The following is a 14454-nucleotide window of genomic DNA, read 5'->3' as shown; positions in this document are numbered from 1 at the left end:
AGTGCGTCCACCACGGCACGCACGATGCGAGAAACAACATGACTGATTCCAAACCCGATTTCATACGCGAACCCATTCCACTTCCGAGCAAACCCGGCAAGGTCTTGCTGCATTCCTGCTGCGCGCCATGTTCGGGTGAAGTAATGGAAGCGATGCTGGCTTCCGGCATTGATTACACGATCTTCTTTTACAACCCGAATATCCATCCGGAAAAAGAATATCTGTTGCGCAAAGATGAAAACATTCGGTTTGCGGAAAAGCACAATATCGAATTCATCGATGCCGATTACGACACCGACAATTGGTTTGAACGTGCCAAGGGCATGGAAGATGCACCTGAGCGGGGTATACGCTGCACGATGTGTTTCGACATGCGCTTTGAGCGCACTGCCTTGTATGCGCATGAGCACGGCTTCCCGGTGATTTCGAGTTCACTCGGAATCTCGCGTTGGAAGGATATGAATCAGATCAACGATTGCGGCGTACGCGCGGCGGCGAAATATCCAGACATGCTGTACTGGGAATACAACTGGCGCAAAAAAGGCGGCTCTGCACGCATGATCGAAATCTCTAAACGCGAGAATTTCTATCAACAGGAATATTGCGGCTGCGTGTATTCACTGCGCGACACCAACAAACACCGCCGTGAAAGCGGTCGCGAACGGATTGCGATGGGCGTGCAGTTTTACGGCAAACAAGATACAACCGAAAAAACTGAGAAGTAATTTGATCAAGTCCAAGCTGCAAATGTCATCACCATTTGCAGCCGTCCACTCTCATCATCCCGGCGCGGGATAAACGCTTCAATTCAAATCTACTGCGCAGCGAACAATTCACCCTGTTCGGTTATCACTGGCAGTACTTCACCTGGTTTCGACAAAGAAGTAATCCGCACGCCGAGCAAGCGCAAACGTTTGTCTAGCGGCACGCGACGCAGACATTCACCTGCCGCTTGTCGAATCGCTTGTGCGTTATTGGTCGGATCCGGCAAAGTCAGATCGCGGGTCACCGTGCTGAAATCGGAATAACGCAACTTGATCCCGACGGTGCGGCCCAAATATTCCTTGCGCACCAAATCATCCGCCACACGTTCGCACAAATGCGTGAACAAGGCGCTCAATTCATTGCGATCAAGTTTGGCATGCAAGTCGCGCTCTAGTGTTGATTCGCGGCTGATCGATTTCGGTTCGGAACGCGTCACCACTTCACGCTCATCAATCCCTTGCGCAACACGCATCAACCATGCGCTGTAGACGCGGCCGAAATTTGCCTGCAACAAAGCGGGATCACACGCTGCCAATTGTTCTATCGTCAGTATGTCTAGTGTCGCCAGTTTCTCGGTTGATTTAGGGCCTATACCATTAATCTTCTTGACCGACAAAGGCCAGATGCGCGTTGGAATATCGGCTACCGAAAGTATCGTCAAACCATTTGGTTTTTCAAGATCTGAACATATCTTCGCGAGCAACTTGTTGGGCGCCACGCCTATCGAACAAGATAAACCCGTTGCGGCAACAACCGCATCCTTGATGCGCTGCGCGACAATCGCAATATCGTCGGTCTGGTCGTTTAGGTCTAGGTAGATTTCATCGATGCCGCGATCTTCCATCTTCGGCGCAATTGCGCTGACCGCCGTCTTGAACAATTTTGAGTAATGGCGATAAGCGGTGAAATCGGTAGGTAACAGAATCGCATCCGGCGCCAGCTTCGCGACCTTCATCAAACCCATGCCGGAAAACACGCCCAGCGCACGGGCCTCATAAGTTGAAGTGGTGACCACGCCGCGCCCGGCATAATCGCGTAGACGCGAATAGCTGCGCGTGCCATCCGCTTGCATTACCGGCTGATGCGCAGCCCCCGCACCGATCACGACAGCTTGACCGCTCAACTCGGGATAACGCAGTAACTCAACGGACGCGTAAAAGGCATCCATATCCAAATGAGCGATATGGTTTTGCATTGGAATCATGAAAAAATCAGCATGGCGACAGAATGCCTGCAGCATATCATTTACTGTATGCATGCACAGTAATGGTTTGCAATTTTTTGAGTGCTCAAGTGACAACGAAGGACGTGCGCTCTAACACGGTTGAAGCAAATGAGAGAAGAGAAAGCGCTATTGTGAGCAGCCGTAAACGAAACAAGGCGGAATCGCTTCCGCCCTGCTTTACTTACTGTCACATCAAATTACTTATAACAAATTACTTCGACATGACTGGATCGCCTGAAGTTGATGGCTTGCCGGTTACCGGATCGACTGGCGTTGGCATGCTGCGAACTTCTGAACTACGAGTAGCTCTAGCGTCCTTTTTTTCTGCCTTGTATTCTTCCTTGGCAGCTTTTTTGTCAGCTTTATATTCTTCTTTCGCAGCTTTCTTATCAGCCTTGTATTCCGTTTTCGCGTTTTTATCGGCGACACGTTTTTTCACGAACGGATCTTGAGATTGAGGCGCACGAGATTGATCAGTGTAGGCCGGATCGTTCGGATTGGACGGTGCTTGCGCAGCCGGCACGACGATAGTGCCTGGAGGATATGACTGGGCTGCTGCAAATTGTGAAAACATGGCCACTGCCGTGCCAGCGAGGATTGTACGTAGTTTTATCATGGCAACTCCTTGTTCAATAGTAGAAACTGTACGAAATGTTCGTACAGAAAATGATGCCGCCAACCAAGCTGATTGGCATTGCACACACTATTACTGACTAGGCTGGTTTATAGAAGTTCATCAAATCCAAGCAATGCTGCTCATTTGAAATATTTACATAGTTGCTTACACGCTTTGCCTGCCAAACCACCACAAACTGATTGCCGTGAGCGATAAAACAATCGCAATCCATGACAGCAAAGACAGCCGTCGATAACGTCGCTGATTAGCAATCACACCCTGTTCGAGCGTCATCACCATTTGCTTCACTTGTTCCGCCAACTCCTTGATGTGCAGCGCATTCACAGACGCGACATCTTGCAATTCGTTGATTTGCTTTTGCAACAAGACCTCTTCCGTTGCCGCACTAGCATCGATCTTGCGGCTTTTAAATACCGGCAAAGCCGCGTTAACGATGTCGCCAACATAGGGCAAGATCGCTTTGACGGCGGGGAGCAGCCATGTGTACATAGAGTTCCTTACTTTGAATTAAGAGGCAGGCGCGAGCGCCTTAGTATGAGCCATTCATTACAGATCTTGATCAGAGTCGGTCGCGCGCAATAAATTCAGCCTTAATTCAGCCTTGTGCGTGCTTTTCCATTTCGTTGAAGCGGGGTTTTAAGTTATATTGCAACGACTCCTGTTGCTACACGATTACTGCTCAGCTACAGCATGATCGGCCGCGACTAGCCCCATCAATTTAAACATGACCACACCGCATATGCTCGACCCAAACGCATTACTCAAGCCATTGAATGGCTACATCGTCGAAGATCTGTCGAACGCAGATATCGCCACTACCGGCGCAATTGCGGCATCGATATTGAGCGACCTCGCGTCGCCAGTGTTGAAAATGCTGTCGGTCGCAGGCGAATCCGCCGACGACATCTCGGCCGAATTTTTTCCTGATCCGGATGATGAAAGCACACCCGGCACATTAATCTTTTGGCCGACGACACGTACCAGCGATATCAGCACACGCGATGACGCATTCAATGCGGAATACTCGTTGCGCCTGGCAGTATTTTTATCAGAACGTGAAGATGAAGATGTGATTTATCCAGCTGGCTTCAGCATGGTATTGAAGTTGAATGAAAACGGCTGCGAGCTGGTAAAGAATTTGCCGCCAGCCGTCTTCGAGCGTTTGGAATTTCAGATGAAAGGCAGCCCGCTGCCGAATGGATTTGAATTCCTGGATGACAGCGAACACATTACGGTCATTCCAAACATGCGTCGCCAGTTCCTGAAAGCGATTACACGCGCGCACTCAGTGACAGCAAAAAAACGCAGCAAGGAATTTGAAGCAGTGATGGCGCATTACATCTGGGATAACACTGAACCAGAAGCTCACTTCACTTCAGTACTGTCTACCCTGGCGACGCTGTTCGTCGCGATTCACCATAAATCGAAGCTGTAATTATGAGTTGTGGCGCGCAGCTATAATCTTCCGCAAATATGTCCGGCGCTTAATCTCTTAATCGTCGGACATATTCACAAATAGTTCTTCCACTTTGCTTCTGGCCCACGGCGTTTTGCGCAAGAAGGTCAAACTCGATTTGATGCTCGGATCGATGTTGAAGCACTTGATGTCGATGCGACTACCCAACTCTTCCCAGCCATAACGATCGACCAAGGTCAGCAGGATTTTCTCCAGGCTTAGGCCATGCAATGGATCGCTGCTTTGCGGTTTCTTATTTTGTTGGTCGCTCATGATGGCTACCGGTCAGACCGGTTTGTTTTCCTGCACCAGCACCCAAGGCCGGGCTACGACAGCCCACAACAAAGTATCGGCTTCCAGCCATACTGTCGCCTGCTCATCCGTCGCCTTGGCCAGCTTGCCCGCATTCAGCCATTGCTCAACCGTCGTTTTATCATCGATAGAAAAACGCGCAGCGACATCGACCAGATCCAGATCGCTGCTAACAACGATAACCAAACCACCGGCGAAATAACGCAGCAATTCTGACCACGCGATTTGAGATGTTTCGGTATTGAGTTTGGCGTGCAAGAGTTTTTGTTCTTGCGCAGATTCGGCTTGGGTAGTCATCATCGATTCAGTCTGAATATATTATTGGTGAAGATTTCTTTACGATACAAAAGTCGCACATCAATAGTGCGGCGGCCGTTCATGTGCAGCGCCTTGTTCATTCGCACCGTTGGCAATTTCTTTCAAACGTCCAACCAACGCAACACATAGAGCTTCGAGTTCGGTGATTTTCTTTTGCTGTTCATACACGATCTTGTTCAGCGCATCGACCAAATCTTCCTGGCGCGTTAACTTTATTTCGATATCAACAATACGATCTTCATTCATGATGCATATTCTTTCTCAAGGTTAAGCAACGGCGGATGTCGCCGGTGCTACCTGATGTTTGTGCATGGCTTCACGGCGAAAGCCGCGTGAAGCCGTGTGATAAAAAGGCCGAGGGCAAAATTGTCGGGAAATGACGGATGCAGTCAGCGTCGTTGCCAGCAACAGCAAGGTCACATCCTGGCTACGCGTCATTTCCATCACGATCACACTTGCAGTAATCGGGGCTTGCGTCGCTGCTGCAAGGAAAGCGGCCATCGACAGCAAGGCAATCAACTGGCCGTCCGATGTACCCGGCAACAGTAGAGCGATATTGTCGCCGATGCCGGCACCAATCGCCAGCGATGGCGTAAAAATGCCGCCGGGAATTCCCGCAAAATAGGACAAGATCGTTGCGCCCAGTTTGGCGATCCCAAACATCATGCTGTCGAGAGGGCGACCATTGAGCAAAGCCGCCGCCTGTTCATAACCTGTGCCGTAAGTCGCGCCCGCAGTCAGCAAACCCAGGAACGCAACCAGCAAGCCACACACGCCGGCCAACAGTATCGGATGGCGCTCGAGCCAGCCGCGTCGTGACGCTGGCAACCACGCTTTAGGACCAGCTAATAAAGCCTTGGCGAACAAGCCGCCCAGTACACCATTGACCGTTGCGCACAAGGCCACCGCGCCCCACGACGAATGTAGCGCCAATATCGACTGCTCGATATGGAAGTAGGCATTATTGCCAACCACTGCCAGCGCAATAAAACCGGCGCACAACACGGCCGACATCACCAATCGATCCCAACGAACGGCTGTACCGCGTCCGAGTTCTTCAATCGCGAATACGACACCTGCTAATGGCGTATTGAATGCAGCAGCCAAACCGCCAGCCGCACCTGCTGCAATCAAGGCTTCCGGACGAAAGCCGACCGCGAAGCGTGGTCGCTTTTGCCACCATTGTCCCCATGCCAACATTACTGCAGCGCCGACTTGCACCGACGGTCCTTCGCGACCTATCGAGGCACCGGCCAGCAAACCGGCAGCGGTCAACACAATCTTCCACAAGGATTGCCGCAAGGACACCAGCGTCGATTGCGCCGGTCCGGTTGGCATAGACATCGCCGCAATCACTTGCGGTATCCCGCTACCACGTGCCTCCGGCGCCAAACGCATGGTCAAATAACGTATGCCGGCAAAAGCGAGTGGCAGCATCAACAAAGCGCTCCACCAATACGCATGCGTCAACTCGCGATTCCATTCCAGCATTTTTTCGGCCAGCCATGCAAAGCCCAGCGAAAAAGCGGCGACGCACGCAGCACCGCCGAGAAAAACAGCAATACGGAATGAATGATGCGATGCACGCTTGGTATGGCGTGCACGTTTTTTTATTGCAAGGGGTAATTCAGTCATGATTCGAATAGTTGAAGTCGAGAAAATCAACACCCGTCCAAGCATGGCCGTGTGCGTAAAACTCGACGCATAATCCGTGCCTATATTCGATGAATGCCGTCGTCAATGCGAGTCAGCATCAAACAACGCTGTCACGCTGCCTTCGGTTTTTGCAGCAATGCCTTCAAATTAGCCAAGCGACTTTGCGGTGTGATGATTTCATCTTCGGTCGGTACCGCATCGCCTTCATCGAGTTTCATTTCCTTGATGAAGCGCGAGATATCGCAATGCACGTGTTCACGCGCGCGCTTGCGCTTCTTGCACCAGCTCACATGCAAGGAACGTTGCGCGCGTGTAATGCCGACGTACATCAGGCGACGCTCTTCTTCTATGCGCGCGCCTAAAGTTTCGATAGGTGCATCCGGATCGCCTTTGTGCGGCAGAATGCCTTCTTCAACCCCGACCAAAAACACATGCGGGAATTCCAAACCCTTGGAGGCGTGCAGCGTAGACATGCGCACCGCATCCGGATCTTCGTCCTTGCCTTCCAGCATGGACATCAGCGCGACCATTTGCGTCAGATCCAGCAAACTTCTTTCGGCATCGGTGCCATCTTTACCGCCTGCGCCCTTTTCTTTCAGCCAGGTCGTAAAGTCGATCACATTTTGCCACTTCGACTGCGCCTGTCTATCGTCGAAGTTATCGTACAGATAGGCTTCGTAATTGATCTCTTTCATCATGTCGTCGAGCAGCGTGCCGGCTTCTGTCTCGCGATGCGCGTGCCGCTCGAGATTATTGATGAAGGTGCAGAATTCGCGCAACGGCGTCAATTGACGATCGGCCAGTTTCGATTCGAGCCCGCCTTTGAACACCGCTTCGAAGAGTGAGCATTGCCATTGACCGGCGAAAGCACCTAGCGTTTCCAGCGTGGATTGGCCGACGCCGCGCTTCGGTGTCGTGACCGCGCGGATAAATGCCGGGTCATCGTCTTGATTCGCGATCAAGCGCAAGTAACTGATGATGTCCTTGATCTCGGCTCTATCGAAAAAACTCTGCCCGCCAGAGATCGTGTATGGAATTCTTTCCTTGCGCAGCGCCTGCTCAATCACGCGCGATTGATGATTGCCGCGATACAGAATTGCGTAATCGGAAAACTTGGCGCGACGCTCGAAGCGATGCGCCGACAACATAATCGCGATCTGTTCGGCTTCCTGATCGTCGTCCTGCATGCCCATCACTTTGATCGGATCACCCAGACCGTGATCAGACCACAAGGTTTTTTCAAACAGTTTTGGATTGTTGGCGATCACTGAGTTAGCGGCTTGCAGAATGCGCGTGCTGGAGCGGTAATTCTGTTCGAGCTTGACGACTTTCAGATCGGGGAAATCGACCTCCAGCTGCTTCAGGTTTTCAATCGTTGCGCCGCGCCATGCATAAATCGCCTGATCGTCATCACCCACTGCGGTGAACATCGGCTTCTTGCCGACGCCCGTGACCAGCATTTTGACCAGTTCGTACTGACAGGTATTCGTATCCTGATATTCATCGACCAGCAGATACCGTAAACGGCGCTGCCATTTATCGCGCACCGCTTCGTTGCTGCGAAATAGTTCGACCGGCAGGCGAATCAAATCATCGAAATCGACTGCCTGATACGCGGACAAGGTCGCGACGTAGCTGCGATAGATGCGCGCAGCTTGCGCCTCGTCTTCATCTTTCGCCTGATTCAAAGCGGTGTCGGGATCGATCAAGCCATTTTTCCACAATGACATCGCGGTTTGAATACGGCGTATCAATTGCTTGTCGGTGGTCACCGCCAAATCCTGCACCAACGAAAAACAATCGTCGCTATCCATAATGGAGAAGCGATCTTTCAGGCCAAGTTCTTTTGCTTCTTGCCGCAGGATTTTGACGCCCAGCGAATGGAAGGTGCTGACCGTCAGTTGCTTGGCCTTCTTCGGCTCCTTCAGCAACTTGGCGATACGTTCCTGCATCTCCAGCGCAGCCTTGTTGGTAAAGGTCAGCGCGGCTATGTTTTTCGCTTCATAGCCATGCTCTTCGATCAGGTTCGCGATCTTGGTCGTGATCACGCGCGTCTTGCCCGAGCCAGCGCCAGCGAGCACCAGGCACGGGCCATCCATATACTGGATCGCTTCGCGCTGCGGTGCGTTCAGACCGTGCGAGGAAGAATTCGGGGAAGATGACATCAGAAAAAATGCAAATAAGCCGGGAAATAAAGCAGGCCATTGTATCAGCGCAGGCCCACCCTCAGCCCACAAATCCCGGCAGCCGGAATTGGCTCATGCCATCCAGACAACTGCTTGCTAGGCTATCAACGATTAGCCGATATTGACGCGCCCGCCCGGATATTGAATGTCTGTGCCCTGCGGATTAGCCAGCGTGAACGCCAAGGTCAAAGGACCAACGCGGCCTATCAACATCAGCACCATCACCACGCATTGGCCGCCTATCGACAAGGTCGGCGTCACATTGCGCGACAAGCCGGTGGTCGAGGCGGCAGAAACAACTTCGAAGGCCAGATCGAGAAAGGGTCGATTTTCAGTCAACATCAAAATGAAGGTACCGGTAATCACGCAAAACAGTGCCATCACAGTCACAGCCAACGCACGCAAAATCATGCTGGCTTCTATGCTGCGGCCGAACAAAACCGGATGGCGTTGCTGGCGCAAAAAAGTCCGCGTCGCCACCAGCAATACGATGAAAGTCGTCAGCTTGATACCACCGCCAGTCGAGCCGCTGCCGGCACCGATGAACATCAAGGTCATGATGAAAAATGCAGTCGCCGGCATCAGACTGGCGGTATCCATCGTCGTGAAACCCGACGAGCGCGGCGCTACTGCCTGAAACCAGCTGGCCCACAGTTTTGTACCCAGACCATGCAATTCGCCCAGCGTATCGGGATTGCCATATTCCAGAATAAACAGCACCAGCATGGCGATCAGATTGATGACGACAGTACCAACCAGCATCAGCTTGGTATGCAAAGCAAAATCCTGAAAACGACGCTTGGCGCGCAGATCGGCAATCACCGCAAAGCCTATACCCCCAGAAATAAACAAGAAGGAAATCACCAGGTTGATCAGCGGATTACCAACATAGCCAGCGAGACTATTCGAGGCAAGACCGAAGCCGGCATTATTGAAAGCGGAGACCGCATGGAAGAAGCTGTAGAACAGGCCGCGCGACCATCCCATTTCCGGCACCCACTGCGTTGCCAGCAACAAGGTGCCGGCAAGTTCCGTCAATACGATAAAGCCAAACAACACGCGCAATAAGCGACGCATATCGAGACTGCCGCTTTGATTGAATGAGTCCTGCATCGCAGCGCGATTGCGCAGCGTCAAACGGCCGCTGGTCAAATGGATGATCAACACACCGAAGGTCAGCAAGCCGATGCCGCCCAGTTGTATCAGCGCCAGCAACACCCATTGCCCGAACAAAGTGAAATGACTGCCGACATCCAGCACCGTCAAACCGGTGATGGTCGATGCCGACACGGCGGTGAACAAGGCTTGCATCCATGAAGTCGGCGCGTTGCTGGCAATCGGCAATTTCAGCAAGAGCATGCCGACCATTGACAGCCCGACGAAAGACAGGATCAATGCCTGCGGCGGCGTCAGGTGTAATACCTGGCGCTTGACCTGCCGATACAACATCGGCGGTTGAAAGCCGCGTCTCATGCCGGTCTCACAAGAAAGCGGAAGTGCCGCGCAGATTATCGAGCGTGCCGCTCATCACCATTTGATCGCCAAGGCGGAATACATAATCGCCCGGCAATGCCGTCAACATTTCGCGCTGATGTTTGATCAACAATAGTTGCACGCCGCGCTCACTCAGATTCAAGGACGAGACCGTTTGGCCTGCGAGTTTTTCAGAAACGCGCACTTCCACCGTAAATAAATCATGGCCGAGGCTGATGTAATCAACTACTTCCGGATACATCATCGCGTGCGCCAGACGCAAACCCATTTCATGTTCAGGATGCACGATGTGATCGGCGCCCAGCTTGTGCAGGATGCGATGGTGATTGTGATTCAAGGCCTTGGCCCAGACTTCCGGCTTGGGCATGTTCTTGACGGTCAGCGTGACCAGAATATTCGCTTCCAAATCCTCCCCGATGGCGACGACGACCGCATCGCAATCCTGTACACCCAGATCGCGCAAGGTATCTTCATTACGCGCATCGGCGACCACTGCCTGCGTGATGTCATCGGCAATATCGTTGACGTGCGCCGGATCAAGATCGATGCCGAGTACGTCGTTGCCCAGGCGCGCTAATTCGCGCGCGACGGTAGAGCCGAATGCTCCGAGTCCGATAACAGTAAAGGTACGTTTCATGTGCGATAGTCGATGCGTCAAATGGACGCAAACGAAAAAAATGGGATCACGCATTAAAGCATAATTGCGTGCGACAGCAGATGGCAATATTAGGCGGAATGTTCGCTAGTTCACGCTAGCAAGTCCGCTGCACAGTACAATGTCAGTGAGCTCGCATCAGCACGCCAATAAAACAAAAAACATGGCTGTCCGGTGCGCCTTGCCCAATATCTATCCACCATTTTCATGAAACGCGTACGCCATGCAATTCCAGCATCTGATTGAAATCAATGATCCGCTCAACCCCCTGATCGATACGCTGACTCGCGATCAACTTTGGCGCGGGCTGGTCATGCGCGCCGAAGCGCCAAAATTATTTATCCCGTGGCTGGATGAATGCGATCTGCTGGAGCGCCAAGGCAATGTGCTGTCGCGTGCGCTGCGTTACAACGACTTGCTGATTCATGATCACGTCACTTTCACGCCGCAGGAAAAAGTGCATTATGACGTGCCGGCGCAAGAAGATATTCCCGCATCCAGTTTAGTAGTGACGATAGAAGAGCCGCAGCCGGGTGCCTTGTTTGTACGCTTTTCTTATGAGAGCGGCTTCGCTGATGACGATATGGATGCGTTTTATAACGAGTTCCGTCGTTCGGCTTATCAGGAAGCGGATATCGATACGATACGCATCATCCGCCAGCTGGCTGAAGAAGGTCGACTTGAATTGCCGATCTGATTTCTTGGTGATAGAACGTTGAACGATTCCAACGTTTTGCTGAAGACAATAAAAAACGCCGGGCATGCCCGGCGTTTTTCTTTTGCTCGCTCAAAAATCAATCAGGTACTTTGATTGAGTTTTTAACTGATTTGACGCCAGCTGTTTTTTTGGCAGCTTCGCCTGCCACATACTGCTGCCAGTCGTTTTTAACAGTGCCGGACAGGGTTACCGCGCCATCAGTTGTCGCAGCGGCAGTAACTTTTGTGCCCTTTAATTCTGCTTCTTTAGCCAGAGCAGCTGTTACCGCTTGTGTCAATGCAGCATCTGCAGCAGCAGGTTTTGCCGCTACTGCTGGAGCTTGTGCGGCTGCAGCTGGCGCAGGTGCTGGAGCTGCTTTTGTAGCTTCTGCTTCAGTGGTGGCGCAACCTGCCAGAACTGCCGAAAAAGCGACCAAGGCCAAAGCGCTGTGGATCTGTTTCATAGTGTGCTCCTCTATATTTATTTTGGTAATTATTGATTTTTGAGAAAACCTATTATTGAAAGCTAAAACTGCTTCCGAAATTAGTATAGCCACAGCATTTATGAAAAGGGGGATTGTTCGCGCTATTTTTTTGAGCAAAATTGACCTTGATCAGCGTCTATCGTCGCTTATGTAGCTTGGTAGCAACATCCGTTCTAGATGTTTGAAAAATCCTCTGACAGTGCGCGCTGACAATTTGTGAAAACAGCCACGGCATACGCCGTCAGCGCTGCACCGCTTTGGAACTCACACAGCGTTTTAACAGTCAAGTAATCACAACTCGCTAGCTGCGAGCATAACTAACAGGAGGCTGTCATGACCGTAATCATCGCCGGACGCTTTGAGCAACAAGACGAGGTGCAACAAGCGATTGCTGCGTTGCAGCGCGCAGGCGCACCGACCGAACAGATTAGTTCTTTTTACGTGAATCCGGCGGGGCAACATGACATGTTTCCGATAGGCGGCGACAGAGACGAATCGCCAGGCGCCGAAGATAGCGACAAAGGTACGGCCGTAGGTTTGGGTGCGGGTGGAATTGTCGGTGGCGCCGCGGGTGCAGCAGCCGGGCCGCTAGGTGCAATTACTGGCGCGTTGGTTGGCGCGCATATTGGCTCGCTGATGGGATCTTTATCTGCTACCGACGAAAACAAAGACATTCCACCGCTGCGCAAATCCGGCATGCTGGTTGCGGTCAGTGTGACTAGCGAAGATGAAGAAGAGAAAGCCATCGACACTTTCCGCGCACTCGGTGCAACGTGCATTGAACGTTCGGAAGGTCAAATTGTGAATGGCGATTGGGCCGACTTTGATCCGCTGTCGTCGCCGATATTCGTTTAATTTATTTCGAAGCGGCGAGCGCTGAGCAAACTGAATTTCATCGGCAACTTGCTGATGAAATTCAGTCGAAAATTTAGCCGATAAAACCCGTACTCTCCAAACCGGTAATGATCATATCGATCGCGATCGTCCCGATCAGCAGCGCAGACATACGACCTACCAGATCGATATAACGATCGGTCATGGCAGCATGTTTTTCCTTCAATTTGTCATGCGCGATTTTCATCGCGACCAATATCGCCACCGTTAATACCAACGTGCAAACGATGACCGCTGCCGCACCCGCCAATGGCAAGCGCGTGCCGATCACCACTGCTGCACTGACAGTGCCGGGACCGATCATGATAGGCATCGCGATACTGCCCGCGATGGCGGCCGGATTGTCGCGCATGCTTTCAATCGCATGCGCGCCGGAAAACACGTAACGCAAACCGATCAGCAAGAAAACAATCCCGCCAAAAATCTGGAAGGATGCAAATCGTACTTGCAAGGTATCGCGAAAAAATGCTTCGCCGCCCCACGCAAACAAAGTGAATACACACGCACTAATTAGACTGCCGCGTATCAACACGCGCGCGAACGTGGGCGTAGGCAAACCCCGAATCAGGTCGAGCAAATAGATGCTCATCAAGAAGGGATTGAACAACGCGAAGAACAAGGCAAAAGAACGCAGATAAGCTTCCATCAATTCCCTATGAAAGTTTGCGTCGACAAGTTGTCTACTACCGCATTCGTACAAATACGGCAGCAGCAAACTCGGTGGTTTGTTTTAACTTAAAGCCGTTTTAATCTACCGCCAGCTCTTGCGGCGCAAGTGGCGCAATGCCGTCACGCGTGGCCACAAATTCAGGGCGTGGCGTCAAGCCACCTTTAGGCGACTCAAGCTGATTGGCGATACTGTTATAGACGAAGAACACATTGCTGCGCGGGTAAGGCGTGATGTTGCCGTTAGAGCCGTGCATAGTATTGCAGTCGAAGAAAACCACTGAGCCGGCTTTACCGGCGCAAGATTTGATGCCACCCATATCGGCCAAATAGCGCAGCAGGATTTGATCGGGCACGCCGACATCCTGCTTCTTCAATGAGGTTTTGTAATTCTCATCCGGCGTCTCGCCCATGCAAGAAACATAGTGATGATGCGAACCAGGGATCAACATCAGTGGTCCATTGCAATCGCTGTTATCGGTCAACAAAATCGAACAACTCAGCGCACGCATAGACGGCATGCCATCTTCGCTATGCCATGTTTCGAAATCCGAATGCCAGTAAAACTCTTTGCCGGTAAAACCAGGCTTGTAGTTGATGCGCGATTGATGAATATAAACTTCGCTGCCTAGAATTTCGCGCGCCACATTCAACACACGCGGATCGCGTACCAGGTTGGCGAAGATTTCATTCAATCTATGCACGTTGAAAATCGAACGCACTTCGCCACTACCCGGCTCGGCGATCACTTCCTTGCGACTTGCATGCGTAAATTCTTCACGCATGCCTTGCATCGCGTCGAATAGAAAGCCGACTTCTTCTTGATTGAATAACTCGGGCATCAGCAAGAATCCGTTTTGCTGATATGTGTCGCGCTGGCTTGCGCTTAAACCTGTGTTTCGCTTGGTCGCGATTTCGCGTTCGTAGACGACAGGATCATGCCGCGCGAGGATGGCGGCGCTGTTCTGTGTACGTGTGGGATAGGCATCTTGAGAAAGCATAATCATCT

The 14454-nt window shown here is 51.8% G+C and carries 17 protein-coding genes; 4 read left to right on the top strand and 13 right to left on the bottom strand.

Annotated elements, in window-relative coordinates; genetic code table 11:
• Nucleotides 1–38: 38 nt before the first annotated feature.
• Complete coding sequence (locus tag Q7T66_RS05700; RefSeq protein ID WP_304932368.1) at nucleotides 39–725, top strand: epoxyqueuosine reductase QueH; 687 nt, start codon at nucleotides 39–41, stop codon at nucleotides 723–725.
• 89 nt (nucleotides 726–814) lie between these two features.
• On the opposite strand, the gene dinB is transcribed toward Q7T66_RS05700, so the two are convergent.
• The 3 genes from dinB to Q7T66_RS05685 all read right to left on the bottom strand — a co-directional run bounded on the left by dinB (nucleotide 815) and on the right by Q7T66_RS05685 (nucleotide 3116).
• On the bottom strand, nucleotides 815–1960 hold the full coding sequence (dinB, locus tag Q7T66_RS05695) for a DNA polymerase IV (protein WP_304932367.1): 1146 nt from the start codon (nucleotides 1958–1960) through the stop codon (nucleotides 815–817).
• A 241-nt stretch (nucleotides 1961–2201) separates the two neighbouring features.
• The gene (locus Q7T66_RS05690) at nucleotides 2202–2606 is read right to left on the bottom strand and encodes a hypothetical protein (RefSeq protein ID WP_304932366.1); all 405 of its coding nucleotides are present in this window, start codon (nucleotides 2604–2606) and stop codon (nucleotides 2202–2204) included.
• A gap of 165 nt (nucleotides 2607–2771) precedes the next feature.
• Nucleotides 2772–3116, bottom strand: a complete 345-nt coding sequence (locus Q7T66_RS05685; RefSeq protein ID WP_304932365.1) for a hypothetical protein — start codon at nucleotides 3114–3116, stop codon at nucleotides 2772–2774.
• Nucleotides 3117–3351: 235 nt separating this feature from the next.
• Between Q7T66_RS05685 and Q7T66_RS05680 the strand changes: the two genes are divergently transcribed.
• On the top strand, nucleotides 3352–4062 hold the full coding sequence (locus tag Q7T66_RS05680; protein ID WP_304932364.1) for a hypothetical protein: 711 nt from the start codon (nucleotides 3352–3354) through the stop codon (nucleotides 4060–4062).
• A gap of 57 nt (nucleotides 4063–4119) precedes the next feature.
• On the opposite strand, the gene Q7T66_RS05675 is transcribed toward Q7T66_RS05680, so the two are convergent.
• The 7 genes from Q7T66_RS05675 to Q7T66_RS05645 form a co-directional block, all read right to left on the bottom strand.
• Nucleotides 4120–4356: a VF530 family protein gene (locus tag Q7T66_RS05675; RefSeq protein ID WP_304932363.1), complete on the bottom strand. Its 237-nt coding sequence runs from the start codon at nucleotides 4354–4356 to the stop codon at nucleotides 4120–4122.
• A gap of 12 nt (nucleotides 4357–4368) precedes the next feature.
• Nucleotides 4369–4695, bottom strand: coding sequence for a DUF2288 domain-containing protein (locus Q7T66_RS05670; protein WP_370691615.1), 327 nt, complete (start codon nucleotides 4693–4695; stop codon nucleotides 4369–4371).
• 57 nt (nucleotides 4696–4752) lie between these two features.
• Nucleotides 4753–4959 carry a SlyX family protein gene (locus Q7T66_RS05665; RefSeq protein WP_304932362.1) on the bottom strand — a complete coding sequence of 69 codons (207 nt, stop codon included), beginning with the start codon at nucleotides 4957–4959 and terminating at the stop codon, nucleotides 4753–4755.
• 21 nt (nucleotides 4960–4980) lie between these two features.
• Nucleotides 4981–6348 carry a chloride channel protein gene (locus tag Q7T66_RS05660; protein ID WP_304932361.1) on the bottom strand — a complete coding sequence of 456 codons (1368 nt, stop codon included), beginning with the start codon at nucleotides 6346–6348 and terminating at the stop codon, nucleotides 4981–4983.
• A 131-nt stretch (nucleotides 6349–6479) separates the two neighbouring features.
• Nucleotides 6480–8534, bottom strand: a complete 2055-nt coding sequence (locus Q7T66_RS05655) for a UvrD-helicase domain-containing protein (protein ID WP_304932360.1) — start codon at nucleotides 8532–8534, stop codon at nucleotides 6480–6482.
• Between the two features lie 132 nt (nucleotides 8535–8666).
• Complete coding sequence (locus Q7T66_RS05650) at nucleotides 8667–10028, bottom strand: TrkH family potassium uptake protein (RefSeq protein WP_304932359.1); 1362 nt, start codon at nucleotides 10026–10028, stop codon at nucleotides 8667–8669.
• 7 nt (nucleotides 10029–10035) lie between these two features.
• The gene (locus tag Q7T66_RS05645; protein WP_304932358.1) at nucleotides 10036–10686 is read right to left on the bottom strand and encodes a TrkA family potassium uptake protein; all 651 of its coding nucleotides are present in this window, start codon (nucleotides 10684–10686) and stop codon (nucleotides 10036–10038) included.
• Between the two features lie 241 nt (nucleotides 10687–10927).
• Here Q7T66_RS05645 and Q7T66_RS05640 point away from each other — a divergent pair, with 241 nt between their 5' ends.
• A complete protein-coding gene (locus Q7T66_RS05640; RefSeq protein ID WP_304932357.1) occupies nucleotides 10928–11401 on the top strand; it encodes an SRPBCC family protein in 474 nt (157 codons plus the stop codon).
• Nucleotides 11402–11498: 97 nt separating this feature from the next.
• On the opposite strand, the gene Q7T66_RS05635 is transcribed toward Q7T66_RS05640, so the two are convergent.
• Complete coding sequence (locus Q7T66_RS05635; protein ID WP_304932356.1) at nucleotides 11499–11864, bottom strand: BON domain-containing protein; 366 nt, start codon at nucleotides 11862–11864, stop codon at nucleotides 11499–11501.
• Nucleotides 11865–12218: 354 nt separating this feature from the next.
• Between Q7T66_RS05635 and Q7T66_RS05630 the strand changes: the two genes are divergently transcribed.
• Nucleotides 12219–12740: a hypothetical protein gene (locus Q7T66_RS05630; protein ID WP_304932355.1), complete on the top strand. Its 522-nt coding sequence runs from the start codon at nucleotides 12219–12221 to the stop codon at nucleotides 12738–12740.
• Nucleotides 12741–12813: 73 nt separating this feature from the next.
• On the opposite strand, the gene Q7T66_RS05625 is transcribed toward Q7T66_RS05630, so the two are convergent.
• Together Q7T66_RS05625 and thpD are read right to left on the bottom strand one after the other, a co-directional pair.
• Nucleotides 12814–13425 (bottom strand): MarC family protein, encoded by a 612-nt coding sequence (locus Q7T66_RS05625; RefSeq protein WP_304932354.1) that lies wholly within the window; start codon nucleotides 13423–13425, stop codon nucleotides 12814–12816.
• 100 nt (nucleotides 13426–13525) lie between these two features.
• On the bottom strand, nucleotides 13526–14452 hold the full coding sequence (thpD, locus tag Q7T66_RS05620; RefSeq protein ID WP_304932353.1) for an ectoine hydroxylase: 927 nt from the start codon (nucleotides 14450–14452) through the stop codon (nucleotides 13526–13528).
• Nucleotides 14453–14454: the final 2 nt, after the last annotated feature.

It is taken from the genome of Herminiimonas sp. (assembly GCF_030655415.1).
This window is presented reverse-complemented; position numbering and strand designations above follow the sequence as displayed.

Excerpts from the sequence above, each read along its gene's own strand:
- Q7T66_RS05700 (WP_304932368.1), top strand. The coding sequence starts at position 39 with ATGACTGATTCCAAACCCGATTTCATACGCGAACCCATTCCACTTCCG.
- dinB (WP_304932367.1), bottom strand. The coding sequence starts at position 1,960 with ATGCAAAACCATATCGCTCATTTGGATATGGATGCCTTTTACGCGTCC.
- Q7T66_RS05690 (WP_304932366.1), bottom strand. The coding sequence starts at position 2,606 with ATGATAAAACTACGTACAATCCTCGCTGGCACGGCAGTGGCCATGTTT.
- Q7T66_RS05685 (WP_304932365.1), bottom strand. The coding sequence starts at position 3,116 with ATGTACACATGGCTGCTCCCCGCCGTCAAAGCGATCTTGCCCTATGTT.
- Q7T66_RS05680 (WP_304932364.1), top strand. The coding sequence starts at position 3,352 with ATGACCACACCGCATATGCTCGACCCAAACGCATTACTCAAGCCATTG.
- Q7T66_RS05675 (WP_304932363.1), bottom strand. The coding sequence starts at position 4,356 with ATGAGCGACCAACAAAATAAGAAACCGCAAAGCAGCGATCCATTGCAT.
- Q7T66_RS05670 (WP_370691615.1), bottom strand. The coding sequence starts at position 4,695 with ATGATGACTACCCAAGCCGAATCTGCGCAAGAACAAAAACTCTTGCAC.
- Q7T66_RS05665 (WP_304932362.1), bottom strand. The coding sequence starts at position 4,959 with ATGAATGAAGATCGTATTGTTGATATCGAAATAAAGTTAACGCGCCAG.
- Q7T66_RS05660 (WP_304932361.1), bottom strand. The coding sequence starts at position 6,348 with ATGACTGAATTACCCCTTGCAATAAAAAAACGTGCACGCCATACCAAG.
- Q7T66_RS05655 (WP_304932360.1), bottom strand. The coding sequence starts at position 8,534 with ATGTCATCTTCCCCGAATTCTTCCTCGCACGGTCTGAACGCACCGCAG.
- Q7T66_RS05650 (WP_304932359.1), bottom strand. The coding sequence starts at position 10,028 with ATGAGACGCGGCTTTCAACCGCCGATGTTGTATCGGCAGGTCAAGCGC.
- Q7T66_RS05645 (WP_304932358.1), bottom strand. The coding sequence starts at position 10,686 with ATGAAACGTACCTTTACTGTTATCGGACTCGGAGCATTCGGCTCTACC.
- Q7T66_RS05640 (WP_304932357.1), top strand. The coding sequence starts at position 10,928 with ATGCAATTCCAGCATCTGATTGAAATCAATGATCCGCTCAACCCCCTG.
- Q7T66_RS05635 (WP_304932356.1), bottom strand. The coding sequence starts at position 11,864 with ATGAAACAGATCCACAGCGCTTTGGCCTTGGTCGCTTTTTCGGCAGTT.
- Q7T66_RS05630 (WP_304932355.1), top strand. The coding sequence starts at position 12,219 with ATGACCGTAATCATCGCCGGACGCTTTGAGCAACAAGACGAGGTGCAA.
- Q7T66_RS05625 (WP_304932354.1), bottom strand. The coding sequence starts at position 13,425 with ATGGAAGCTTATCTGCGTTCTTTTGCCTTGTTCTTCGCGTTGTTCAAT.
- thpD (WP_304932353.1), bottom strand. The coding sequence starts at position 14,452 with ATGATTATGCTTTCTCAAGATGCCTATCCCACACGTACACAGAACAGC.